Source organism: Pilosibacter fragilis (genome assembly GCF_032490495.1).
Lineage (GTDB): Bacteria > Bacillota > Clostridia > Lachnospirales > Lachnospiraceae > Pilosibacter > Pilosibacter fragilis.
Genome location: NZ_JAVYJB010000025.1, coordinates 1 through 26,724 on the forward strand (window position 1 = coordinate 1; position 26,724 = coordinate 26,724).

20 protein-coding genes and 2 pseudogenes are annotated in these 26,724 nt (G+C 43.0%); 18 read left to right on the top strand and 4 right to left on the bottom strand.

What is annotated here, in order from left to right:
• Window positions 1-118: 118 nt before the first annotated feature.
• From ABCW45_RS15990 to ABCW45_RS16030, 9 genes and pseudogenes are all read left to right on the top strand, one after another.
• A pseudogene (locus ABCW45_RS15990) lies at window positions 119-532 on the top strand (tyrosine-type recombinase/integrase); the annotation flags it as partial.
• Window positions 533-910: 378 nt separating this feature from the next.
• Window positions 911-2,527, top strand: a complete 1,617-nt coding sequence (locus ABCW45_RS15995; RefSeq protein WP_144364151.1) for an O-antigen ligase family protein — start codon at window positions 911-913, stop codon at window positions 2,525-2,527.
• Between the two features lie 67 nt (window positions 2,528-2,594).
• A complete protein-coding gene (locus ABCW45_RS16000; RefSeq protein ID WP_343221175.1) occupies window positions 2,595-3,902 on the top strand; it encodes an HAD-IIIA family hydrolase in 1,308 nt (435 codons plus the stop codon).
• Between the two features lie 224 nt (window positions 3,903-4,126).
• Entirely contained in the window at window positions 4,127-5,122 is a 996-nt protein-coding gene (locus ABCW45_RS16005; RefSeq protein WP_117515547.1) for a GHMP family kinase ATP-binding protein, read from the top strand.
• Between the two features lie 192 nt (window positions 5,123-5,314).
• Window positions 5,315-6,583: an AAA family ATPase gene (locus ABCW45_RS16010; RefSeq protein ID WP_343221176.1), complete on the top strand. Its 1,269-nt coding sequence runs from the start codon at window positions 5,315-5,317 to the stop codon at window positions 6,581-6,583.
• The gene (locus tag ABCW45_RS16015) at window positions 6,570-7,160 is read left to right on the top strand and encodes a hypothetical protein (RefSeq protein WP_343221177.1); all 591 of its coding nucleotides are present in this window, start codon (window positions 6,570-6,572) and stop codon (window positions 7,158-7,160) included. Before ABCW45_RS16010 ends, ABCW45_RS16015 begins: the two co-directional genes overlap by 14 nt.
• Entirely contained in the window at window positions 7,157-8,077 is a 921-nt protein-coding gene (locus ABCW45_RS16020; protein ID WP_343221178.1) for a glycosyltransferase, read from the top strand. Before ABCW45_RS16015 ends, ABCW45_RS16020 begins: the two co-directional genes overlap by 4 nt.
• A gap of 218 nt (window positions 8,078-8,295) precedes the next feature.
• Window positions 8,296-9,273 carry a glycosyltransferase family 2 protein gene (locus tag ABCW45_RS16025; protein ID WP_015552287.1) on the top strand — a complete coding sequence of 326 codons (978 nt, stop codon included), beginning with the start codon at window positions 8,296-8,298 and terminating at the stop codon, window positions 9,271-9,273.
• A gap of 15 nt (window positions 9,274-9,288) precedes the next feature.
• Window positions 9,289-10,677 carry a sugar transferase gene (locus ABCW45_RS16030; protein WP_015552288.1) on the top strand — a complete coding sequence of 463 codons (1,389 nt, stop codon included), beginning with the start codon at window positions 9,289-9,291 and terminating at the stop codon, window positions 10,675-10,677.
• A 65-nt stretch (window positions 10,678-10,742) separates the two neighbouring features.
• Here the strand turns inward: ABCW45_RS16030 and ABCW45_RS16035 are convergent, their stop codons facing one another.
• A complete protein-coding gene (locus ABCW45_RS16035; RefSeq protein WP_015552289.1) occupies window positions 10,743-12,164 on the bottom strand; it encodes a flippase in 1,422 nt (473 codons plus the stop codon).
• Window positions 12,165-12,276: 112 nt separating this feature from the next.
• On the opposite strand from ABCW45_RS16035, the gene ABCW45_RS16040 reads away from it, so the two are divergent.
• Complete coding sequence (locus ABCW45_RS16040; protein ID WP_117503731.1) at window positions 12,277-13,581, top strand: hypothetical protein; 1,305 nt, start codon at window positions 12,277-12,279, stop codon at window positions 13,579-13,581.
• Between the two features lie 20 nt (window positions 13,582-13,601).
• Entirely contained in the window at window positions 13,602-14,804 is a 1,203-nt protein-coding gene (locus tag ABCW45_RS16045) for a hypothetical protein (RefSeq protein WP_015552290.1), read from the top strand.
• Window positions 14,805-14,853: 49 nt separating this feature from the next.
• Here ABCW45_RS16045 and ABCW45_RS16050 read toward each other — a convergent pair whose 3' ends face one another.
• The 3 genes from ABCW45_RS16050 to ABCW45_RS16060 form a co-directional block, all read right to left on the bottom strand.
• Window positions 14,854-15,300 (bottom strand): Panacea domain-containing protein, encoded by a 447-nt coding sequence (locus tag ABCW45_RS16050; RefSeq protein ID WP_015552291.1) that lies wholly within the window; start codon window positions 15,298-15,300, stop codon window positions 14,854-14,856.
• 27 nt (window positions 15,301-15,327) lie between these two features.
• Window positions 15,328-15,888 carry a sensor histidine kinase gene (locus ABCW45_RS16055; RefSeq protein WP_343221179.1) on the bottom strand — a complete coding sequence of 187 codons (561 nt, stop codon included), beginning with the start codon at window positions 15,886-15,888 and terminating at the stop codon, window positions 15,328-15,330.
• A 118-nt stretch (window positions 15,889-16,006) separates the two neighbouring features.
• Window positions 16,007-17,020 carry an acyltransferase family protein gene (locus tag ABCW45_RS16060; protein WP_015552293.1) on the bottom strand — a complete coding sequence of 338 codons (1,014 nt, stop codon included), beginning with the start codon at window positions 17,018-17,020 and terminating at the stop codon, window positions 16,007-16,009.
• 718 nt (window positions 17,021-17,738) lie between these two features.
• Here ABCW45_RS16060 and ABCW45_RS16065 point away from each other — a divergent pair.
• The 7 genes and pseudogenes from ABCW45_RS16065 to ABCW45_RS16095 form a co-directional block, all read left to right on the top strand.
• Window positions 17,739-18,029, top strand: a pseudogene (locus tag ABCW45_RS16065) (3-hydroxyacyl-CoA dehydrogenase NAD-binding domain-containing protein); the annotation flags it as partial.
• Between the two features lie 720 nt (window positions 18,030-18,749).
• The gene (glf, locus tag ABCW45_RS16070; RefSeq protein ID WP_015552295.1) at window positions 18,750-19,862 is read left to right on the top strand and encodes a UDP-galactopyranose mutase; all 1,113 of its coding nucleotides are present in this window, start codon (window positions 18,750-18,752) and stop codon (window positions 19,860-19,862) included.
• 31 nt (window positions 19,863-19,893) lie between these two features.
• Window positions 19,894-20,721, top strand: coding sequence for a DUF4422 domain-containing protein (locus ABCW45_RS16075; protein WP_015552296.1), 828 nt, complete (start codon window positions 19,894-19,896; stop codon window positions 20,719-20,721).
• A 51-nt stretch (window positions 20,722-20,772) separates the two neighbouring features.
• Entirely contained in the window at window positions 20,773-22,794 is a 2,022-nt protein-coding gene (locus tag ABCW45_RS16080; RefSeq protein ID WP_158553047.1) for a pyruvate formate lyase family protein, read from the top strand.
• A 40-nt stretch (window positions 22,795-22,834) separates the two neighbouring features.
• A complete protein-coding gene (locus ABCW45_RS16085) occupies window positions 22,835-24,814 on the top strand; it encodes a haloacid dehalogenase (RefSeq protein ID WP_015552297.1) in 1,980 nt (659 codons plus the stop codon).
• Between the two features lie 17 nt (window positions 24,815-24,831).
• Window positions 24,832-25,971 carry a glycosyltransferase gene (locus ABCW45_RS16090; RefSeq protein ID WP_242998019.1) on the top strand — a complete coding sequence of 380 codons (1,140 nt, stop codon included), beginning with the start codon at window positions 24,832-24,834 and terminating at the stop codon, window positions 25,969-25,971.
• Complete coding sequence (locus ABCW45_RS16095) at window positions 25,968-26,714, top strand: DUF4422 domain-containing protein (protein WP_117503734.1); 747 nt, start codon at window positions 25,968-25,970, stop codon at window positions 26,712-26,714. Before ABCW45_RS16090 ends, ABCW45_RS16095 begins: the two co-directional genes overlap by 4 nt.
• Window positions 26,715-26,724 lie beyond the last annotated feature (10 nt).

Sequence of the window (26,724 nt, forward strand, 5' to 3'; positions counted from 1 at the left end):
TGAGGAGTGCATCCTTTAACTCTGGACTATAGTTCATAATGAAAGCTCCCTTCCTGCGATAGCTCTATACTACCACAAATGTAATTATCTTTCACTGACAACTATCCTAACACACAGGGAAACGCCTAAGACAAAAAGCGGAACAAGGCAAGTGCCATTAAGCAAGGAAACGATACAAGCATTTCAACGGGTTATGAAGAAACGCCCAAAGGCAGAACCATTTGTGATAGACGGACGGGGCAACTTCCTATTTGTCAATCAGAAAGGCAAGCCCAAAGTTGCGATTGATTACAATATGCTTTTTGTCCGTATGGTAAAGAAATACAACAAGCACCATAAGGATAGCCCTTTGCCACATATCACACCGCATACGCTACGCCATACATTCTGCACAAGATTGGCAAGCAAGAACATGAACCCGAAAGATTTACAGTATATCATGGGACATTCAAATATCAGCATCACAATGAACTGGTATGCTCATGCGTCCATAGATACTGCAAAATCAGAGGTTCAGCGTTTAATCGCATAGAAGTATTTACCACGATTTTAACCACGCTTGATAGCGAAAATATAAAAAGATAGACCTAGATATGTGAGGTTTACCACAAAAGCAAAATGCCCGTAGAGCCGATAAAATAAGGCTTTGCGGACATTTAAGAAGATATAAAAAGATAGTTAAAAAGATATATATAATTTAGAATAATTTCATAAAAAGGAAGTAAAATCCCTTTCGCCGCAAGTTGCTATAAAAGTCGAAGGATGATATAATAAAATAGATTTTGTGACCTTTCAGCAGAGATGCGTGGTTTGACGCTGGCGGACAGGGGCGGGTGTACCGCTTTCTCTATAGATCCAGGGGCCGCTGAAGGGACACAGTTTTTAAGACGTGACGAAAGGAAGTAAATTCATGGCAAACAGAATAAAGAAGAAAGAGGAGACGAAAAGCAGCTATCAGGATAATGTTGCTTTAATTATGGGAGTGTTCACGCTGATCGTTCTTTGCGTGCTTCCGTTAGTGTTCCATGATTTCTATTTTGATATCCTGGAAACCAAATATCAGTTTTATAGTGTGGTTGCGATCGCGGCGCTTGTGATCATGGGCGGATATGGCCTGGCGAGCGGGAAGATGATCGAGTGGTTCTCAAAGTTTAATTTCCAGACATGGAGAAAGAGCATGAACGTGTGCGACTGGGCAATGCTGGCATTCTGGCTCTGCAATGTGCTCTCCTGGGTATTCTGTAAAGACTGGAAATGGGAGGCGTTCTGGGGAACATCCGGACGTTATAACGGTGTGTTCCTTATGACCGTTTACATGGCTTCCTACTTCCTTGTAACTAGATTCTTTAAATTAAAGCAGTGGTATCTGGATGCGTTCCTTGCAGTCGGTATTCTTGTCTGCGTGTTCGGAATTACAGACTACTTCCAGATGGATGTTCTCGGATTTAAGGTAAACATGGTGGATGAGCAGAAAGCGATCTACACAGCCACATTCGGTAACATCAATACCTATACGATCTATGCGGCAGCGCTTTTAGCTGTCTCCATGATCCTGTTCACGCAGGAGAAGAACCAGAAGAGAATGCTCTGGTACTTCGGAAATATGGTATTATCAAGCTTTGCGCTGATCATGGGTACCAGTGATAACGCGTACCTGTCCTTAGCGGCGATTTTTGGCCTGGCTCCGTTATGGTTATTCAGGACGAAGACAGGACTCCGCAGATATGTGATCTCCGCGGCCACATTTGTTACGGTGATCCTTTGCATCAACGGGATCAACCAGGCATATGCGTCTTCCGTACTTGGAATCGACAGTGCATTTGGTCTTATCGCGAAGCAGAAATTCCTTCCGGTTATTGCGGTACTTCTCTGGATCGTGAGCGCGGCGCTTGTTGCCATGAGCAGAAAGCCGCAGGCGCTGATGAACAGAACGAGCTCTGATGAGATGAATAAGATCGCGGTTTATATCTGGCTTGGCGTCATTGTTGTTGTGTGCCTTGTGGTAGTTTTCGTACTCTACGACGCAAACGCAGCGGGACATGCGGACAAATACGGAGCGATCAGTTCCTATGTTGTTTTTGATGATAACTGGGGAACACAGCGTGGATACGTATGGAAACGTGCGATCGAGCTCTTTACGAAGAAGCTGACTCCGCTTCAGAAGGTATTCGGATACGGCGCAGATACATTTGCGCTTCTCATGCAGTACTATTTCCCGGCGGACATGCAGAATGGAAAAATGGTTATCTTTGACAGTGCTCATAACGAGTATTTGCATTATTTAGTTACCATTGGATTTGCCGGTATGGCATCTTATATTGTATTTATGGTGTCTTCCGTTGTGGCTATGGCAAAGCGAATGAAAGAGCAGCCGGTCGTTGCGGCGGTTATGCTGGCTGTTTTAGCATACATGATCCAGGCGACTGTTAACATCAATCTGCCGATCGCTATGCCGATTATTCTGCAGCTGCTTGCTATGGGTGTTGGATGCAGGAAGACGGCGGTCAGTGAAGAGAAGAAAGACTGAGTAAGTAAATAAAACATATGAGACAATAATGGGGCAGGCAGATTCCTGCCCCATGGGAGGAAATATTATGATGCAGGCAGTCATCATGGCCGGTGGAAAGGGAACGAGACTGGCAGCACTTACAAAGGACGAGATTCCGAAGCCGATGGTCCCGGTAGCCGGAAAGCCGCTGCTTTTATGGCAGGTGGAGCGGCTGAAGGAGAACGGAATTACAGATATTATCATGGTGATCGGACACCTTGGAGATAAGATCAAGGAATATTTCGGTGACGGCGAGAAATTTGGCGTTGCGATCCGGTATTATGAGGAGACGGAGCCGCTTGGAACGGCTGGATCTTTCTATTATTTAAAGGATATGATCCATGGAGAACGGTTTGTCATGATGTCCGGCGATCTGTTCTTTGATATCGATTTTCAGCGGATGATCCGCTTCCATGAAGAAAAAGGTGCGGTGGCGACGCTGTTTGTACATCCGAATGGGCATCCGTTTGATTCGGATCTTCTTGTGTTCGACAAAGATGACAAGATCACGGCGTTTGATTCCAAGCATAATGTGCGGGATTATTGGTATAAGAACTGCGTAAACGCAGGTATTTTTGTATTTGAAAAGAAGATCTGTGATTATGTTCCGGAGCCGGTGAAGAGGAACCTTGAGAATGATGTGATCAAGGGAATGTTAGAGGCGGGGGAGCTGATCTATGGATATTGCTCTCCGGAGTATGTGAAGGATGTCGGAACTGTGGACCGTGTAAACCAGGCACTGGCGGATATTGAGCGCGGTGTAATTGCGGGAAAATGCCTTAGAAATAAGCAGCGTTGTATCTTTATGGATCGGGATGGTACGATCAACCAGTACAAAGGTCTTGTATACAAGGAAGAGGACTTTACGTTGGAGAGCTGCGCAGTCGACGCGATCCGGAAGATCAACCAGTCGGGAAGACTTGGAATCGTTATCACAAATCAGCCGGTGGTTGCGCGGGGACTCTGTGAGATCGAAGATGTAGAGAATATCCATAAAAAAATGGAAACACTTCTTGGAAAAGAGGGAGTGTTCCTGGATGGTGTATTCTACTGCCCGCATCACCCGGATAAGGGATATCCGGAGGAGAATCCGGCTTATAAGATCCTGTGCGAGTGCAGAAAGCCGAAGACTGGTATGATCCAGAAGGCGGCGGAGCGGTATAATATTGATCTCGCGGGATCCTGGATGATCGGCGATACGACGATGGATATCCAGACCGGGATCAACGCAGGAATGCGTACGGCGCTGGTACTGACCGGTGAGGCCGGAAACGATAAGAAATATGATGTGAAGCCGGAGCTTGTCTGCAGGGACCTTTTGGATGCTGTAGAGAAGATTCTGCAGATGGATTGAGGATGGTAAAACTCATTTGAGAATTGAGAATACCAGACTGGTTTACTGAAACGATAAAGACAAGACAGGTTTATAAACCAGTAAGTATCATGATATTGAACTGTTGCGAAGAATTAAAGCATCAATACAGGATCATCTAAACGTAAATGGTTAAACATTTATGTGCCAGGAAACAACAGATGGTTCCATAGATGCATAACTTATCAAGTAATTAGGAGTTAACTATGATCATCACACAGACCCCTTTTAGAATGTCTTTCTTCGGAGGAGGAACTGACTTCCCGGACTTTTATAAGGAACACGGCGGAGCCGTAATCTCAACAACCTTTGATAAATACTGCTATGTAAATGTGCGCCATTTACCGCGCTTTTTCGATTATTCCACAGAGCTTTCCTACTCAAAGATCGAGCGTGTGACGGATGTCAACGATATCAATCATCCGGCGATCCGCGAGGCGATGAAATACCTGGATATGCAGGAGATCCGCCTTACCTACGAGGCAGACCTTCCGGCAAGATCCGGACTTGGAACGAGCAGTTCCTTCGCGGTTGGAATGTTGAACGCGTTCTATGCGTTAAAGGGAAAATACGCGGATAAGAGAAAGCTTGCAGATGACGCGATCTATCTGGAGCGAGTTCTCTGCAACGAGAGCGGCGGCGTTCAGGACCAGATCGCGGCGGCATTCGGTGGATTGAACCGTATCAACTTCAATGCCGACGGTTACGAGGTAAACCCGGTTATTATCTCACCGGAGAGAAAGCAGCAGTTAAACCAGAATCTGATGCTGTTCTTTACCGGATTTTCCAGATTTTCTTCCGATATCCAGCAGACAACGGAAAAAGCGCTGGTAGACAAGCAGAAGCAGCTCCTTGAGATGCTGTCCCTGGTGGATGACGCGGAAAAAGTCCTTACATCCAAGACAGACCTCAACGAGTTCGGCCGTCTTCTTGATTATACATGGAAACTGAAACGTGGAATCTCCAACAGAATTTCAACAGATTCTATCGACGGACTCTACGCAAAGGGAATGGCAGCAGGTGCTCTCGGCGGAAAGCTTCTCGGCGCCGGCGGCGGTGGATTCCTGCTCTTCTATGTAGAGCCGGATAAGCAGGAAGCGGTCCATAAGGCGATGGAGGAACTCTTATATGTTCCGTTTGAGTTTGAGAACAGCGGTACGAGAGTGATCCATTATACGCCGGAAACGTATGAAAAGCGGTAGAGGACATATAATTAATTGGTATGAGGCATGATTTCAGCTACTGCAAATATGTAGGAGTTTTCTGAAATGAAAATTCTGTATGATATTGTGGAGGCAGCAGGCTTTGCTTATCTGGAACGCACAGTGCCGGTAAAATTGATTACAGGTCGTACAGTGTAGGAAATGCAGCAGATTTCAAATCAGGAGGAATATATGAAGCTGGTATTGAAAAATATTGGAAAAGTGCAGAATGCCACGGTAGAAATTAATGGTATCACGGTCATTGCGGGTGAGAATGATACGGGAAAAAGTACGGTTGGAAAAGCGTTGTTTTCTGTGTTTAACAGTTTTTACAATATAGACGAAAAGATCACAGCAGAGAGAGAGGGAAGTATATTTAATCAGCTTCAGGCGATGTCTAGAGAGGCATGTTTTGATGATTACATTCATATTAGCCCGAGTAAATTGGTAAAAGAAATTAATACTCCTGTTAAAGATAAGAAAACGAGGGATGAGCTTCAAAAAGCAGTTTTTGAAGCTATTGTGGCGAATGGAATTTCGGATGATATCTCAAAAGATACAATCAAAGCTACTGCAGAGCGAATAGTAATGATTTTGTCGGTACCAGATGGGGAGATATTAAAAAGTGTACTGCAAAAGAATTTAGATGTAGAATTTTCCGGTCAGATGGGAAATATTTATTGTGGAAAAGAAAGTTCTATTCAGCTTGAAATCCGCAGCAAGAGTACGGAGATAATTATATCGGGCAATAGAGTAGCTAATGTAATAAATCCTATCAGATTAGGGACGGAAGCCATCTATATTGATGATCCATTTGTTTTAGATGAACTTTCAGGAATTTCAAGATATATATTGCTTGGTGAGCAGAATTATCCAGACCATAGGACACATTTGGAAAACCGCTTGAGAGCTGCATCAAGGACTAATAATGTAGTCGATGAAATTATAACAAATGAAAAATTAGATCAGATTTATCAGAAAATCTCAACAGTTTGCGAAGGCAATGTTGTGGGAGATAAACGTATTTCAGTTAAGTATCAGGTTGGAGACTATCAGTTAGATGTGAAAAACATGTCAACTGGCTTGAAGACATTTGCAATCTTAAAAAGTTTATTGACGAACAGCTACATTCAAACAAATGGAACAATCATCTTAGATGAACCCGAGATCCACCTTCACCCAGAATGGCAGTTGCTATTTGCAGAGCTGATCGTTCTTCTGCACAAAGAATTTGGTCTTCATATTCTTCTGAATACGCACAGCCCATATTTTCTCAATGCAATTGAGGTATATGCAGCAAAGTACCAGGTTTCGGATAAGTGCAAATATTATCTTACTGAAAATGTGGACAAAGTATCTCAGATCGAGGACGTGACAGATAATATCGAGAAGATCTACAGTAAACTTGCAAGACCGTTGCAGGTGCTGGAAAATGAGAGGTATCGCTATGATGGAGTATAATCTCTATGAAACATTTCGAGAGCATATATCTACATTAAAAGAGTGCTCAAAAGATCATAGCGATCCGGACTGCATCAAATTTATGACAGAATCTCAGTTAGAGGCGATAAATTTTGATACAGTTAAAACGAAATATGCGAATGATCTGGTGCTTTCGGAAGAATGTGCTGCTTCAGTAGACGCATTGCTAGAAACGGATGAGAATATAGCTTTTGTCGAGTTTAAAAACGGAAAGGTGAATAATCGAAATATAAAAGATAAGATTCGCGATAGTTTGCTGCTGTTTTGTGATCTTACAAAGCAGACGATATCTGACACTAGAAAAAATCTGGACTTTATTGTAGTATATAATGAAGAAAAGAATCCTCTGCCTAATCAATTTAAGAAACAAGCAGTATCAGATGCACCATCGCGAATTGCAATCGGCAAATATTTCCTGGGTAAAGGGAATGAAGAACTTATCCGATTTGACTTGGAACGTTACAAGCATTTATATTTTCGTGAAGTGCATACCTACACAAAAGCTGAATTTGATAAGTACATAGAAGAAAAATTTGCGGGTGGAACAGCATCGTGAAAAAAGAGTATTCAGTTTTGATGTCTGTATATCAGAAAGAAAATCCGGAATACTTCCGGGCAGCGTTAAGCAGTATTTTTCATCAGACAGTTCCGCCGACAGAAGTTGTATTGGTATGTGATGGCCCATTAACGGATGCGTTAAATAAGGTGGTATCGGAATATGAAAGCTGCTATTCAAAAGATACTCCACGGAGCACACGAACAGATATGAATGATCGTGTGATGCCGGATGGAAAGCGGGACATGCCGGGAACAGTATTTCGGATTGTCCGTCTTGCGGAGAACGGGGGACTTGGAAAGGCCCTGAACGAAGGTCTCCGTCACTGTTCCTGTGAGTGGATCGCCCGGATGGATACAGACGACCTTGCGGCGCCGGATCGGTGTGAAAAGCAGCTGAAATATCTGGAAAGGCACCCGGACGTGGATGTGCTGAGTGGGACGATTGCGGAGTTTCAGGGAGACGCATTGGATGTACAGGCGGCGGAAAAGGTAGTTACCTCCTATAAAACTGTTCCGCAGACGCCGGAGGAGATTTTCAGGTATATCAAACAGAGAAATCCGATCAATCACCCATGCGTGATGTTCAAGAAATCAAGTGTGGAGCTCTCCGGCGGATATCAGCCGTGTCCGTATTTTGAGGATTATGATCTGTGGGTGCGGATGTATCGGGATCAGGCGGTGCTTGCAAATCTTTCGGATACGTTGTTATACATGCGCGTGAATGGAATGCATCAGCGCCGGGGAGGAATCCAGTATGCAAAATATATTGTTGAGTTCCGGATGAAGATGTATCGGTATCAGGTGATCACATTTGGGGAATTTCTTCCGATGACAGTGGCTCGTGTGCTTGTGAGCCTGATGCCCAACGGAGTGCGGAAATATCTGTATGATAAGAAGTTGAGGAAACATAAGTGAGAGTCAAGCCAATTGAGACTCAGATTGCACAGCAGCAGGAAGCGTACTGGTTTGATTACTGCCGGAGGAACATATTAGTGTTGCTTTCCTGTGACTGGCGTATCAACCGAACAGTTTTTGACCTGTTAACTGTCCGTTAGTTGATTTCCTGTGGCTGGTGTATCAACTGCGTAGGCCTGTAAAGCTATTATTGAGAGGTTACAATAAGAGGATTTGATATGAAACTTTTAACGATAACAGTACCCATGTATAATGTGGCAAATTATATAGAGGAATGCCTGAAATCTTTTCTTGTTCCGGGCGCAGAAGAAGCTCTGGAGGTGCTGGTCGTCAATGATGAGACCCCGGATAATTCCAGAGAGATCGCGGAAAAATTCGTCGAAAAATATCCGGAAATCTACCGGATCATCGATAAGAAAAACGGTGGACATGGATCCACGGTGAACCGCGGAATCGAGGAAGCGTCAGGAAAGTACTTCAAAGTGGTTGATGGGGATGACTGGGTCGATCAGAAAGCATTTGAGAATTTCCTCGCGCATCTGCAGAAAACGGATGCAGATATGGTCCTCTCTAATTATCACTGGGTCGACGATAAAACGAAAAACAGAAAAGAAGAAGTCAGTGAGATCTGCCCGGGAATCGAGTATGGAAAAGATATCCCGTTTAGTGAAGTAAAAGACCACATCTTTGCTAAAATGCATGCGATCACATATAAGACATCTGTATTGAGAAATCAGCCGGAGAGGCTGGATGAAAAGTGCTTTTATGTGGATGCGGAATATGTGATCTTCCCGCTCCCATATATCCAGACGGTCTCTGCAATCCCGGATTTTGTGTATCAGTACCGGATCGGTATGAGCACACAGAGCATGAGCATCGAAAATATGATGAAGCGCTGCAGCCAGCATGAGCGGGTACTGAAGCGGATTATGGATTTTTACGACAAACATAAGACATGCGCCGCTGCGGAAATGATCCGCGATATGGCGGCGAGACTGGCGGTCAGCCAGTATAAGATCTATCTCAGTTTTCCACAGAGCCATAAAACCAGGATGGTGGCGATGGAAAAAGAGATCAGGGAAAAATTCCCAGAGGTATATTCTCAAATGAAAAATCCAGCGGTACAGGTACTGCGTAGTACAGGATATCTCACATATGGACTTGTCTCCATGGCCGTGAGATACGCGCGGAAATAGGAAGGATAAAGTTACATGCAAAGCAAGAAAAATGGCAGACAATTCGAACAATATAAACGGGTCGTAAAATTCCTTGGCTCGGTAGTGATTGTACTGCTGGAAGTGATCCTGTACTATTATGTCTGGATGAATTACTACAATAGAAACATGACCATCGCATTCTGGCGGAGAGGTAACTGGCTGATCATCGGCGAGTATCTGGCATTGCTGCTGTTACTCCACAGGACGTATGGCGGATTGAAGATCGGTATCTATAAATACTGGAACCTGGTTTATTCCCATATGATCTCGATCATAGGCGTCAATGCGTTCTCCTATGTGCAGGTCGTTCTGTTTGATAAAAAGATGCATAACCCGACGGCGCTGATGATCCTGACAGTAGTTGATTTTCTCGTGGTTATGGTGTGGGCGCTGGCGTATAAGAAGGTGTACGCGTTCCTGTTCCCGAGAAAACAGCTGCTCCTAGTATATGGGGACAAGTCCATGTTCCACCTGATGGGACGAATCGACTCCCGAGAGGACAAGTATGAGATCGCGAAGACGATCTCCATTGATGAGGGAATCGGAACAATCATCGGACAGGCTGGGGAGTATGATGGAGTGATCATCGGGGATATCCCATCGGAGAAGAGAAATGAGCTGATGAAACGCTGCTATGCCGGAAATATCCGGAGCTACACAGTTCCGAAAATTAGCGATATTTTGCTTCGTACGTCAGTGGAACTCAATATTTTCGACTCCCCGCTGTATTTATCCCGGAATATCGAAGGTCTTCCGTGGGATCAGCAGGTATTAAAACGGATTGAGGATGTTCTGGTTTCAGGTCTTATGCTGCTTATCACAAGCCCATTTTTCCTGATCATTGCGTTATTGATTAAGTGTACGGACCGCGGTCCGGTATTTTATACACAGACGCGTCTCACGCTAAACGGCAAGGAATTCCCAATCTATAAGTTCCGCACGATGGTAGTCGATGCGGAGAAGAAGAGCGGCCCGGTAAAGGCCGGGGATAAAGACCCGAGAATTCTCCCGGTGGGACATTTCCTCCGCGCGACAAGACTTGATGAGCTTCCGCAGCTTTTAAACATATTAAAAGGTGACATGAGTCTCGTAGGCCCGCGCCCGGAACGCCCGGAGCTTGCCACGATCATCACGAAGAACATTCCGGAGTTTGAATACCGCCTGAAGGTAAAAGCAGGGCTCACGGGATACGCGCAGATCTACGGAAAATACTGTACGACCAGCTATGATAAGCTGAAACTGGATCTCACCTATATCCGGAACTACTCGATCTGGATGGATCTGAAGCTGATCCTGATGACACCGAAGGTTCTCTTTATGAAGGAATCAACGGAAGGATTTGAGGAAGGTGGATTTGAGGATCCGGCGTTGAAAGAAAAATAGAGAAGATAAAGACTTCGCGGGCGATATCGTCTCCGACGTCCCTAAATGGGGGCGGCAGAATGGTATTACCCGCGAAGTTTTATTTTGTACCGAAGAAGAAGCAGGACAACCAGATAAACGGGGAAAAATACAGCCGCTGTGACGCAGAGCATGAAAAATGTATGAAGATGCAATGCGGTGTGCAGGAACAGCAGGATCACAGTAGCTGGAACCAGAGCAAGCAGGATCTTCTTTAACTGCATTAAAGTGCAGAAAGAACGGATCTCACCGCGGATAAACCACAGCTGGACAAGCAGAACAACGATCTCCGCCGCCAGAGTTCCAAGAGCGGCACCGGAAGCTCCGAGCACAGGAATCAGGACAGCATTCAGGATCAGGTCGGTCACAGCCCCGGCACAGGTCGAGTATACGACGAGCTTTTCACGGTCTGTCGGGACGAGAATCTGGATTCCGATCGTGTTTGTCAGACCGATACAGATCAGCGTCGGGAGAATGAGTCGCATTGGCAGTACCGAGTTTTCATAGGCGGGGCCGTAGAACAGGTCGATACTGTAGTCGGACATGACAATAAAATACACGCAAAGCGGGATCGCGAATACAGTGACAAAGGCAAAGGACCTTCGGATCAGCTCCCGGAACTTTTCAAACTGTCTGTTTTTAATATAGTAGGAGATCCGCGGAAGAAGTACACTTCCGAGACCGGCGACGATCGTAGCGAGCAGTTCCTTTATCTTCACAGCAGCATTATAGTAGCCAACAGTCTCCGAATCTTTAAGAAATCCCAGCATCACCGTATCAAGGTTTGTGTAGATCGTCGTTGTAACGGTGAGCGCAAACAGGATCAGGATCGGTCTTAAATGCCGCTTTAAATGGTACGGGCGCTGGGGGACAAAGGTAATATAGCGTCTTGCATGGAAGAAGTTAAAAATATTCGATCCGACACTGGCGAAGATCGTGAGAAATCCGTACTGGAGATAATCTTCCTGGGAACGGATCATCGCGAACATCAAGACAACGGAGAGTGCCTTAAAGGCGATCGAGCGGAACGTAATATACTGGTACTGTTCCAACGCCTTATAGAGCCATTCCATTCCGACCAGGTTAAAGAGGAGTGAGATCCCGCAGACAAGGAAAAGCACCCGGTCATCCTGAAATTTTGGAACAAAGGCGAGACATAAGGCGAAAACCAGGCAGACAAGCAGGGTCATCGCCGCATTGATCAGGAAGATCTCCTGAACTGTCTGCGAAAGTCCTTTTTTATCATCGCGGACACCGGCGCAGGCGCGGATCCCGTAGGTGGGAATTCCCAGAGACGCCGTCATCGTAAAATAAGACACCACAGACACGGCAAAGGCAACGCGTCCGGTGCCATCCGGAAGCAGGATCCGGGACACATACGGATAGGTGATCAGAGGAAAGATCAGCGAGGATGCAGCCAGCAGGATATTCATAATAAAGTTTTTTCCAAGCGATGCCTGCACAGCCATAATAGGTTCCTCCTTTTCGATATCAACCAGTATAACATAGTTGAATGGGGGTGTCCATGGAATTAAAGATGTGTTATAATCGGGAAAGTAATAAAGACAAGGAGGCAGCAGCGTGCGAAATTTAAAGACACTGTATGTTCGTAACGTATTAGAAGACCTGATAAAAAAGAAAGTGGCGGTAGGAAGCTTTATCGTGATCTGCGCAGTCCTATTCGGAATGCTCGGAATCGTCCAGGGCGGAAAGGCCGTGACGGAGACGGAAGAGCAGAAGCAGGAGATCGAGGAATATAACGCGAAGATCGCGGAGTATGATTCGGCGATCGAAGATACGCAGAATGCGATCGCGGAGGCGGATAAGCAGATCGAGAGCCTGCAGGAATATATCGATAACTCGATTTACATGCAGATCGACCCGAATAATATCCAGACGGTATCGGTGCAGTATGGACTTAAGACCAGCAATAATGTGGGAAATATTTTGAATTCTTTTATTACCTATATTAATGATGGTGGATTGAAGGAAGAGCTTTCTGACACGGATGAGGATCTTAAGGTGAAGTATTGGCGTGATATCGTAAGTTGTTACCAGAGCAGTAATAACCTGATCGTAACAGTAGTCCACAGTGATATGGACCAGGCAAAGCGGATCATGTCGATCATCAAAGAGCGTGTCATGAATTATGTGCCGAAGGTAAAGAACCTTCAGGGGGACTTTTCGCTTGAGGAACTGAAGATTTCGGAATATGTAAAAACAGATACAGGAGTCGTAAATAACCAGAATAACAACCGCAACAATTTAAAAAACTATACGACAAACCGTGCAGACCTGAATAACAAGCTGATAGGTTTCCAGAATAGTAAAAAGACCTATATTGAGAAGAACGAGCCGGACAACTTAAAGGCGGCGGACACGAACACAAAGGTCCTCATGGTGGCATATATTCTTCTTGGAATTCTGTTCGGAGCAGTAATCGCGTTTGTAATCGTAGCGCTTAAATACATTCTCGGAGATACACTTCGGACAGCGAACGATATTAAAGAATCGGATCTCAGCCTTCTGGGAACATACAGCGCTCCCAACCAGTATAAGCCGGATCTGGAGCGCAGCAAGATGGATGTTGAGGTTCTTGCAAAGGCGAAAAATGCGGACAAGGTCTTCTTCTATGTAATGTCAGACGACGAGATATCAAAGAAAGTCGCAAAGGATTATGAGGAGAGCCTGAAAGCGTCTGGAATTGCGGTGGAAACCGGAAGCAATATTTCTGAGAGTGCAGAAGAGTTAAAGAAGATGATCGCCTGCGGTAACTGCGTCTTTATCGCGGAAGTCGGAAAGACAACTTACCGCCAACTGGAGCAGCAGACTCGTCTTTGCGAGCGATTTAAGACGGCGGTTCTCGGTTGTGTTGTAGTTGAATAGCGGGAATGGAGTTAGCTGGAATGAAAGAAAAACAGTTGAAACGGCGGGTTCAGGAGAAAATTGCTGATCCGCAGTGTGGGGATGATCTGTTCCTTATCGGGTATGCGATGTACCTTGCGACGACGGTATGGGTCACCACGATGTTTCCGATGACAAAGATGGTCCAGGCCCTCTGCATGCTGATCTCACTGATCTGTATCGCAATAAAAATATTTCTGTACGGGAAATATTCGATGAAAAAGGTGCTGATCCTGGTGGTCACAGGGCTTTACTGTGTTGTGGGGCTGTACAGGAACCACTATGTGTATCCGCTGATCTGGTTTGTGCTGATTGCAGGAAGCGACCAGGTACCGTTTGAAAAGATTCTGAAGGTATATCTTCTGATCGTTGGAGCTATTGTGTTTCTTGCATTCGCGGCCTCTATGCTGGGAGTGATCCCGAATCTGCAGTATGAGACTTCGACGAGAGGAATCCGAAATTCCTTTGGAATCATCTATCCGACGGACTGCGGTGCGCATGTATTTTTCTGGATGCTTACGTTTTTTTATCTGAAAGGAAAGAACTTGCGAGGAGTTCATTATCTTTTTGGGCTGATTACTACATGGGCGGTATATCACTTTTGCAACGCGAGGATCGACGCAGGAAGTATTTTGATGACAACATCGCTTTTTGGATTGGGAAATTTTATTTCCTATGATTCGAAGTGCAGCAGGAGAATAAAACGGATCTGGGAGAGACTGTGGGAACGACTTGGAGGAATGGTGATGCCATTGCTTGCATTTGTCTCTATACTATTTACGTATCTATATAGCGATGGAAATCCGCTTTGGGCGAAAATGGACAGCACATTGCTTGCAAGGTTTAGACTTGGAAAACAAGCATTTGAGGAGTATGGACTCAAGCTGTTTGGACAAAAGATACCGATGAATGGAAATGGCGGTACTGTGGAGTGGATTGAAGATTATTTCTTCTTGGATTGTTCATATGTAAATATTTTATTGACCTGGGGATTGATCTTGTTTTTGAGTGTGATGATTTTGTTTATTTACAGTTGCACGAAGAACAGAAAAGACCTGTATTTTCAATATGCAATTGCAGCAATTGCAGTAAACAGCATGATTGCACATCACTTGATGGATGTCGCGTATAATCCATTTGTACTGGCAATTGCCGCAGGAGTGATTATGCGGGCATCAGGTTTAGGAAAAAACAGAATAAAGTAAAAACAGGGTACTCATCGAGAAATAGTTTCTGGAATGAGTACCCCTACTTTTATGCGGAGATGAAAAAATCTTTATTTTTAGAAAAATAAGCTATAATATCATCATCATCTAACAACGTATCAGATGATTCATAATAACGACATGTACCACGGGCTGCCTGCCAGGGATATTCTTTGTGGCTCATCTGCTCAAGTTCATCCGCTGAGTAGGAACCGTAAAGCGTCCAAATTTTACGGGCAAAGGCAGCCATCTCATTATCAACCATCACGAGACCGTGATACTGAGGAATATCACTCCAGCCGTATGACTTGTAGTAATGATATAGCTCTCTGGACACCGGTCCGTGAACCCAGGCCTCAAACTGGAAAGGTGCCAGCTGCTCTCCGTACAGCGTTAAATACCAGGAGTAGGCGTAGTAACATATTTTCTGTATTTTTTTATTTGACATAGAACCAAAACTCAACATCAATTCTGAGATGGTCTTTACAGATGACATGAATTCTCTCCTTAGATATAATTTGACTTATATATTATACTCTTTATTTAACTGAATGTCCATGACAAAAAGACATTTATTCTTGTCAAAATCCTTACGATTTCCAGGATAAGAGTTGGGAATCGGCTTTTCGTACGCCTCGATACTGCTGTTATGCAGGTCACATATCTTCTTGGCAGTGTATAAACCAATGCCTAATCCTTCGTCTGTAACCTTCCTGGCATTTTCACCGCGAAATCCCCGATCAAAGATCCTTTCGCATTCACCGTCCGCCAGACGCGGACTAATTGATGAAACTAAAAATATACAGGATGCAGGAGTATCTTTGATGTCCACTTGTATATGCGTTTTCCGGTCGGAATATTTGATAGCATTATCGAGCAATATGAATGGCAATAAGTCCAGACAATCATAGGCTTTTAATTCACCACATTCTCCGTTGGACTTAATATGAATGGTAACGGAACGCTCGTCGGCTTTGTCTTTCAAGCAATGTTTGACTTTATCAAAAATATGATAAATATTATGACCACTTTTTTCCGTTGTTGCGAGAAGTGCCTCATTATACATAAAATCATATGCGTCCATGCGTAGTGTCATATACGAACTTATTGCGTATATTGTTTTGGATAATTCCATATAGAGTGAGAAAATGGAAAAATGACACTCCATGAGTAGATAAACTACTAAGGAGTGTCATTTTCTGTCAGCGTTTAAAACATTTTGAACGTAGAATCATAAATAAGAGAAATAGGGACAAGTCGAGCAGGATTCGGATAATGGTGCAGATATACATATTGGAACTGATATTCCATAATTTTGTTAAATAATCCCATTCAAGCGTGTGTATACAAAGCAGATACAGGGAGTTTTTCCCAATGTACTGAATCGGGCGTGATAAAAAATTATATTGGCAGCAGAGAACACTGAACTCAGATAGCATAAGTGTTCCGGAAAGGGCTGTTATAAAGCAGAGTGGATATGCCGGATAACGTCTGCTTGCGAGCTCAAGGCAATGGTGACCGAGTACATAGGTTATGATTAAAAAGATACCCCATATCAAAGCATATAAGAAAAATTTTTTGCTGGGAGATTTCTTGACGTTAAAAACATTAAAATGCTGACCAATATAAAATAACGGCATGATCGCCAGCACAACATCAAAGGAAAGAGGAAGGCACTGATACTGCCCAATCACCACTCCTGCGATAGAACATAAAAGGCAAATAAGAGGGAACTGCTTTGCGGTCAACTTTAAATGCATATAGTCAAAGAGCGTCTTTCCAATAAAAAGTGCAGGAAAGAACCAGATAACACCGACATATAAAACCTCTGTGCCAAATACAGAAATAGTAACGCCACTTGAAAATATTCCAGCCAAGATGCGTTCTTTCAAGTAAGCAGGAAGGAATGAGGCATCCTGCTGAATGTTTGAAAAATGACGTAATAAATAAACAACCGTCTGAATCGTATAGATCAGAAAAAATGGAAACATAAGGTGCCTGAAACTACGCTGTGTCTTATCTGAAAACTGCTGTGCTGATGAAGATAGCTTTGCTGTGATTCCACTGAGGATAAAGAACAGGGGCATGTGGAAAGAATATATTGCCCCGCTCAAAACACCGGATACTGTGTGCCCGATGATAACGAGCAGAAGAGTGATCCCCTTGGCAAAGTCGATCCAGGGTTCACGATTGGAAGTGGGATGCAAGTTGTTCATGGGTGATATTGCTCCTATGTAATAGTATTAATGTTGATTATACTATACTTTTGCAGTAAAGACTATAGAAAAGGAGAAGTTCTGCATGACGCATGACGACGGGGGATAGAGGATATTTTGTTAGCTTGAGAGGTGTACAAGGAGCACGGAGGCGAAGAATGAGAAAATATGTAAATTTCATTTTAGGGGTTGAAGTTTGGCTGGGAAAATGGTATTATATACGAAGCAGTAGGATGTTACTTTTTTTAGTCCAAATAATAACAATTATTTGAGGTTGAGATATCCGAAAACGATGATAAAGATGGGATGAGTGGCCTGCATTGAGAGAGGGAAATCTGAATGCGGGTTTTTTTATTATTAGGATTTATCGAGGATAACTAGAAAATGAATTCAAAGAAAAACGTACAGCATGTTTATCTGGTAGGTGCAAAAAGTCTTGGTGCCTATGGCGGGGACTGTGAAATAATATGGTCAACCAGAAAATCCCCTGATTTCATGCGGGTTTGCGAGGCTTGACCTTCTTCTCTCAACTTCAGTTCTGTGAGGGTAGGCGAGCGTAACAAGACAATGAAGCGTGGGAAATGGCTTCTGGTTGCGCTCTACACTTAACCCAAATCAGCGAAAGCTGGTAGAGCAGAAATTGAATAAGGAGGTACAAAGGAGAAATAGACAGTCAGTGAAATAAAAGTAATTGATAAAAGGTATCGGATGATATGGCATGGAAAAGAAGTACAACATTGCTGTTGCAGGAACGGGCTATGTGGGCTTGTCGATTGCAACTCTGCTCGCACAGCATCATAAAGTCACCGCGGTCGATATTATTGAATCCAAGGTGGAGATGCTCAATAACCACAAGCCGCCTATTCAGGATGAATATATCGAGAAGTATTTAGCTGATGATGTTTCGGGTATCCGCAAGCTGGATTTAACCGCTACGCTGGACGCAAAGACCGCATATTCAACTGCGGATTTTGTGGTGATTGCTGCACCTACAAATGTCTACGCAAAATTTTCAGTGCCTGATTCGTAGGGCATGATTACGGTTTCTATCATGGCGAAAGGACATACCCCGTAGGGGGTATAGGAAAATAGACACTCGTCCATTAACGTGAAAGTTCGCATAGACACCTTGTCGTATTGCTATCATGCAGAGCTATTGGAACGTATAATTTCCCGTAGACCCGTCTTTGTGTTCTTATCAGAAAACCGTTAGACACTGAAAGTTTATCATAAACCCTTTATGCTGTTCTTATCATACTGAGCACGCCAGACGAGTATGGTTATCATATCGGGGCAGATGATACTATCAGAAAATGGCTTAAATACGGAGTTTTGTTGATTTTAAGCACTGATAATATCACATAGACCTATGAAGCTGTCACGATGATAAAAATGAGGCACTGAACGGTTATTGAACGGTTTTACACAGACTATGGATGGTTGTAGTACACCGTTGTGACTGTCGCGATGGTTATTGAAGCATCATTGATGATAGCAGCGGATAGACAAGTCTATGCGAAATTATACGTTTTCCGGTCGGTGGATGCTTTGGAGAAACGGCTGCATAACCGTTTGGAAATAGGCACGGATTGTTTAGCACAGACCTGTCATCGGCAATGAATTGGAAAAGAGAAGCTGTGGAAGATATCCACAGAGAGGATTTATAGAAGAACAAAGCGATAAACGCTGAGGCAGTAAAAAACAATAGAAATATTGAGGTGTAAAGATTATGTACGATTATTTGGTGGTTGGTTCTGGATTATACGGAGCCACGTTTGCGCAGCAGGCTAAAGCACACGGTAAATCAGTCCTTGTTATCGACAAGAGGCCGAACATTGCTGGCAATATCTATACAGAAAAGGTTGAAGGCATCAATTTCCATAAGTATGGCGCGCATATTTTTCACACCAATAATATGGAAGTCTGGGATTACCTGCAGCAGTTCACTGTTTTCAACCGTTTCACAAACTCTCCAGTAGCAAACCATAAGGGCGAACTATACTCCATGCCTTTTAATATGTATACGTTCAATAAAATGTGGGGCGTTGTGACACCAGAAGAGGCTCAGGCCAAGATTGACGAGCAGCGCAAAGAAATAACGGGAGAGCCACAGAACCTTGAGGAACAGGCTATCAGTCTTGTTGGTCGTGACATCTATGAAAAGCTCGTCAAGGGCTACACAGAAAAGCAGTGGGGACGTGACTGCAAGGATCTGCCTGCCTTTATCATTAAGAGACTTCCGGTAAGGTTGACCTTCGATAACAACTACTTCAATGCTTTGTACCAGGGCATTCCGATTGGTGGCTACACTAAGATGGTAGAACACATGCTGGACGGTATCGAAGTGCGGCTTGGTGTGGACTATCTGGAACACAAAGATGAGTTGGACGCACTGGCTGCGAAGGTCATCTATACCGGACCGATTGACGCTTATTTCAATTATTCTCTCGGTTATCTGGAGTATCGCTCCGTTCGTTTTGAAAACGAAATCCTTGATAAGCCGAACTTCCAGGGTAACGCAGCTGTGAACTACACAGATCGTGAGACGCCGTGGACACGAATCATTGAGCACAAGTGGTTTGAATTCGGCAAGGATGAGAATGGAAATGACCTGCCGAAGACTATCATATCTCGTGAGTACAGTTCCGAGTGGAAGCCGGGTGACGAGCCGTATTATCCGGTCAATGATGCAAAGAACGGGGCGCTCTATACCCAGTATAAGAAGCTGGCTGACCAGGAGACTGATGTGATCTTCGGTGGCCGACTGGGCGAGTACAAATATTATGACATGGATGCTGTGGTGGCATCGGCGCTGGCAATGTGTGAGAAGGAATTGGCTTAAAGCCTAATACGGATTAAAAGGGGTAGGCGATATGAGCCAAAATAAACAAAGCAAACCGTTAGACATCAAAATCATCATTGCTGCACACAAGAAATATCGTATGCCACAGGATGATATATACGTTCCGCTTCATGTTGGAGCTGAGGGCAAGGATTCGATAGGCTATCAGGGGGATAGCACAGGAGATAATATCTCTAATCTCAATCCATACTTCTGTGAGCTTACCGGAATGTACTGGATGTGGAAGAATCTGCAGGCTGATTATCTCGGTTTGGCACATTATCGTCGGCATTTTTGTTTCAGAAAGAAAAAAGCTGAAAACGACGAAGAGAGCAAGTGGAAATCGGTATTGAACAGCAAAGAAGCACAGATTCTGTGCAAACAGTACGATGTTATCGTGCCAGAGAAACGCCATTATGTGATTGAAACACTTGAATCGCATTATGCTCATACTCATTACATAGAACACTTGGAAAAGACACGGGAGATTATCGGCGAACGATATCCGCAGTATTTTGATAGTTATGACAAGATCCTTAAAAGGAAAAGCGGTTACATGTTCAATATGTTTCTGATGAGAGCGGATCTCGTTGATAAGTATTGCTCATTCCTTTTCGATGTGCTGTTTGAACTGGATAAAAGAGTAGATACGAGCAACTACTCCGCATTCCAAGCTCGGTATCCGGGTAGAGTTGGAGAAATCCTGCTTAATGTCTGGCTTGACAAAGAAGTTGGAGAGCAAGGGCTGAAGATAAAGGAAATCCAGCATATACACATGGAGCCGATTAATTGGTGGAACAAAGGGACTGCATTCCTGAAAGCTAAGTTCTTGGGCAAAAGATATGAGCATGGGTTTTGATAGAAGGAAAGCCATTGCCGGTAAAAGAGTTATATGGAGGGGCGAAACACAGTGAGCTTAAAGACTAAAATAAAAAATGATATGTGGCAAGTGAACTATGTAGTTCCTTTCATAAAGAAGCATCAATTTGATGAAAAAGGCAAAGCTGATATGCTGCGGCATGTGGCTAAGGCATATTCGAGCATTAAGGCTGTCAAGGCGAGTGGTAAGCGAACTGTAGGGAATGACACAAGGGCATTACTTGAGAATGCGAATGTCACTTTAGATAAAGACAGCCATTTTGTATATTTCCTTGATGAAAGCAAAACCATCGCCGTTCCGGGAAACATCCTGAGCAACTTCACGTTGGATTATGACAAAGTTGTTCATGGAGCTTTTAATGATCTGGCAAGTAGAAACATTGGAAAAGATGAATATGGGCAGGAAGCGAAAGCTGTAGCTGATGGTATTGAGACTCTTCGTGTTCGTATCCTTACTACATTAAAGGCATCAGACAACACATATAAGGAAAGACAGATTGAGTATTTTAAGAATACGCTCTCAAGACCAGCACTGCATTTTGATGAGGCATTGCAGCGGATTCTCTTTTTTAATCAGATTATGTGGCAGACGAGGCATCGCTTGAATGGACTTGGACGTTTGGACTATATCCTCGCTGATTTATACGATGCTGATGTGAAAGACGGTTTGCTAACATATGAATCTGCATCTGCTTATATTGCGGACTTCCTTAGCAATCTGAGCAAGTATCCTGAATATAAGAGCGATGCCCTTGAAGGGGATATTGGGCAGATTATTATTCTTGGTGGCAATCAGCCCAACGGTAAATATTTTTGCAATGGTCTTACGGAGATATTCCTGAAAGAGCAGGCGAATCTAAAGAAGCCGGATCCGAAGACATTCCTGCGTGTTGGAAAGAATATGCCGGACAGCCTCCTGAAACTCGCCGTGTCATGTCTTACAGCAAAGACTGGAAGCCCACTGTTTTCAAATGATGAGGTTGTTATTCCTGCTCTTAAAGGATTTGGAATGCCGAATGAGGACGCCTACTCGTATTGCGTTTCAGCTTGTTGGGAACCATATATCGTAGGTAAGTCGCTTGACCAGAATAACATTATGGTATTCGACTATTTTAAGGCGCTAGATGCAGTTCTTAACAATGGAGTAGAGTATAGAAGTATTGAAGAGCTGGTAGAATCTTATATCAAAGAAAACGGGAAGTGTTTTAAAGAGTTCCTACAGAGCGTAGATGAAATGAAGTGGGCGAAAGACCCGCTTGTTTCCATTTTTATGGATGGCTGCGCTGAAAAGAGAAAAGATGTATCCGAAGGCGCTGCCAAATACAACAACTATGGCATTACGACAGTTGCGCTTTCCAATGTGGTGGATAGTCTGTTCAATATCAAAAAACTGGTATTCAAGGATAAGAAATACTCACTTGCCGAGATGAATAAGGCGAGAGTGGAGAATTTTGATAGTGCCCCGGAAATGTTTATAGAGGTGACATCTCTTAAAAAGTCCTACGGGCATGATAATGCTGAAGTGGAAGTGCTGGTCAACCGTATCACATCCTCTATTGCTTCTATAGCAAAGAGCTATCATAACGCTCTGGGCGGTACAGTGAAGTTTGGGTTGAGTTCTCCTGGCTATAACATCTTGAGCAAGAGGATGTCGGCTGACTTTTCAGGCAGAAAGAGTGGGAAACCATACAATACGCATATTTCCTGCACTGACGCTGGATACACGGAAATCGTAGGATTTGCTGGGAAACTTGAATACGGTGATCAGCGTTTTAACGGCAATGTCATCGACTTCTTTATGACAGAATCGCTGATTGATGAAAACACTGGTAAATTTGTCCTGTTCATGAAGGGAGCAATAGCATCCGGCTTCTTCCAGATGCAGATGAACTTGATTGACAGCAAAACGCTTATTGATGCCAAGGCTCATCCGGAGAAGTATAAAGGGCTAATTGTTAGAGTATGGGGATTTTCTGCGTACTTTAACGAATTACCAGAGAGCTATAAAGATTTGTTGATTGAGAGAGCTTTAGCTGCGGAAAAAGTGGCGTAACAGAAACCATTATATAAAGGAACCGATAGGAGCACATTAGATGGATTTGAAGAAAATTTTGAACGGCTATCCGCAGAGATCAGCTGACAATATTATAAAAATGATTCAGCCATACGATGTGGTATCATTTGACGTATTTGACACCTTGCTTAAACGAGATGTTGAATCAGAGAGTGATGTATTTGATCTTGTGGAAAGAAAGTACAATTCGACTCATGACAAAAAGATAGATGGTTTTAAAGAGTTTCGCAAGAAAGCTGAATCTGAAGCCAGAGAGAAGAATGTTTCAAAGGAAGTCACTATTGACGATATATATGCGTGTTTAAACAATAAAACTGTTGGCGAGGCTGTAGTAAACGAACTGATTGCAGCAGACCTGTGCTCAATAGAAAAAGAAGTCGAAACAGCAGTATGCACAGCTAATCAGCTGATGATGGCTGTATTCGATTATTGCAAAGAAACTGGGAAGAGAATATTGATAATCTCTGATATGTACTGGCCTGCTTCGTTTGTGGAAGAGCTGCTGAGAAATAACGGAATAGTCGGGTATGATGCGATTTGCGTTTCAGCTGAATATGGAGTTCAGAAAAGACAGAAGGGAGCATTATTTAAGGTTGTTGCTGAAAAAGAAAATATCGGCATAAAAAGATGGGTGCATATAGGAGACAATAAAAAAGGTGATTACCTTTCCGCAAAAAGTGCTGGCATTGCGACTGTAAATATTGCAACCCATTATAGAAATACAGAGTATCTCCATAAGAGTGAAAGAACCGATTTAGACAAAAATGTGATCAGTTCTTTCATAAATAATCGTATCAGTGTTATAGATGTTACTGGAAATGGTGAAAAGGTAGAATATAACGATGTAAAACTGGGCTATGAGATTTATGGCCCGCTGCTTTATTTCTTCGTGAAATGGTTACATGCCGGGATTCCACAGAACGTAACGGTTCTTTTCTTTGCAAGGGACTGTTATGTTGTGAAGAAAGCGTATGAAGCACTTTATGGAGCAGAGGATAGATATAAATATTTTCTTGGATCAAGAAAAAGTTTGATTTTAGCAGCATTGCATAAGGATGCCTCACTAGAAACAGTAGCCAGAATGTTAAAGTCCGAGCAGGCTCAAATGACTGTGCATGGATTCCTGACAAAACTGAACCTAAATCCTGAAGACTATGAAAGCGAAGCAGTGGCATCTGGTTTAAAGCTTAGTACGGTTATTTATAGAGATCGACTGACAGAAAACCAATATTTTGTAGAGTTTTATAATCGTATTCTTCCAGATGTGATTGACAAGGCGAATCAGAATTACGAAGGCATTAAGAATTATATCAATGAATTGAACTGTACTAAAGATGTCGTTGTCGTAGATATTGGCTGGCGTTGTACCATGCAGTTCTGTTTACAAGAAGTCTTCCCGGAATATAACTGGAAGGGATATTACTTAGGTGTCCGTGAGGATGCGGTTGTTGATGCGGGAAGTCAGGCCGAGGGCTTTTATCTCAATGGCGAGAACGATATCGAGAAAAGATGCTTTCTGGCATCAATGACAGCATTGATTGAGATTTTTTTCTCTGCACCACACGGGTCTGTTACGGGTTATAGTGGCAACGGCGAGGTTTTGTTCGCTCCATATGAATGTCAGGATGATGAGGAACACAGAAAGTTTTTTAATGATATTCAAAACGGAGCGTTGCGTTTTACTACTGATTTTGGCAAAGCTGCCGTTTCAGAGTTTGTGAATGCAACATGTTCAAACATGTTGCTTGGGGTAGAGGTGCTTTGTGAAAAAGCCAATAGACGCGAGCTCAAAAAAATAGGAAATTATCCGTTTCATTTGGGCGTTGGTGTAGTAAATGCGGCTGACCCTAAGCCATTGTGGAAATACATAATGAATCCTAAATTTTTTCTATATGACTTTTCAAACTCTACATGGAAGGTGGCGTTTTTGAAGAGGCTGATAAAGCTAAAGCTACCGTATTATAAAATATTTTGTTGGATTTACAGACATAAGGAGTAAGGGGGGGGGTAGGAAAAGTGGTAGGAAAGCATATAAAAGTATTAGAAGTAAATGTTGATGATCTTCACACAGGCGGTGTTTATTCGCTCGTGAAGAACGTAATCGAACATTCGAGCAAAGAAATACAGATTGATATAGGTGCAATTGAGAAATTCGTAAATCAAAAGAATGTGGAGCATTTTGAAGCACTTGGAAGTAAAATCTATTATTTAGGCTATGAGGGAAGCAAGTGGAAAAAACAGATTGTCTGTTATAAAAATCTAAAAAAGCTCCTGGAAGAAAATAAATATGATTTTGTCCATATTCATGCTGATGTGGCAAATAAATTGCTTGTTTCTGCGTTGGCTGCAAAAAGAGTCGGCGTGAAACGTGTTGTTGTTCACTCACATGCAGCTGGGGTTGATGGAAATCACAGAACTTTTAAGGTAGTGGTACATCGATTATGCAGAATGCTTTTAAAGAATGTGGCTACGGACTTTGTAGCCTGTTCTGATGTGGCAGCAGTATGGATGTATCCTGGAATTCCCAAAGAAAAAGTTATGATTATCCAAAACGGAATTGATCTAGAAAAATTCCGTTTCAAGGATAATATCCGTCAGAACGTCAGGGAACAGCTGGGGATAACAGATGAGGTATTGATAGGTCATGTGGGTAGATTTGCCTATCAAAAAAATCATGAGTACATTCTCAAGATAGCGAAGGCTCTAAAAGAAAAGCAAATGCATTCTAAGATTCTATTGGTTGGAGAAGGACCGGAGAAAGATAGAATTAAGGCCGTAGCGGAAGAAATGAATTTGAATGATATTCTCGTTTTCTACGGTACTTCAAATGAAGTTGAAAAGCTATTCATGGCGATGGATGTATTTGTTCTTCCCTCGCATTTTGAAGGGCTGCCAATCGTAGGTGTAGAGGCGCAAGCATCAGGACTTCCGGTTATATTCTCTGATAAAATTACCTCACAGGCAAAGCTGCTAGATGATGTAACCTTCCTAGGAATCGAGGATGCCGATATTAGTAGTTGGGTTGATGACGTAAACCATTATGGAAGTATGCGTAGGGACAGAACAGAAGCGTATAAAAGACTTCGAGAAGAGAAATATTCTATTGAGGATACTGTGCAGAGTTTCATGAGTTTGTATTTGGGAGTGAAAAAATGATTTATATTGCAGCACATAAAGAATTTGATGTTCCTCGACTGGAAAACTATGTGCCATTACAAGTAGGAGCAGAGGGGAAGGAACGCCTTGGTTATCTGCAAGATAATACCGGAGATAATATATCAATAAAAAACCAAAATTTCTGTGAGCTTACAGGTTTATATTGGATTTGGAAGAATACAACTGACGAGTATAAGGGACTTGTTCATTACAGACGTTATTTTGGAAAAAGTAATCTGAGCAGCAAAATGACGAATGTTTACACATATGATGAAATGCTTGGTTTCTTAAAGGGGGCTGATATAGTTCTTCCTTATATCGAATACTTTAAGCAAAACGCAAAAGAAGAACTTCTTGTGGAGTGCTGTACCCCGGAAATTTTTGACGAGCTTAGAAGAATTGTAGCAAATATGCATCCGGAATATATAACGGCGTTCGATCAGTATTTTGCACAGAACAAATCGGTACTGTTCAATATGATGTTTTGCAGGGCGGAGATTTTTGATGCGTACTGTGAGTGGCTTTTTTCCGTTTTATTTGAATTGGAGAAGACAGTGGACTTAAGCAAGCTAAACTCATATCAGAAGAGACTATACGGCTTTTTAAGTGAACGGCTTCTGAATGTTTGGTTGATAAAGAATAACAAAAAAATAAGGCATGTGGCTATCGTTAATGTTGAAATGCCGACAAAGGAAAAAATTGTGTTACTGCTTCGTCGGATGAAACACAGATATTTTTCATAGTTAGGATGAG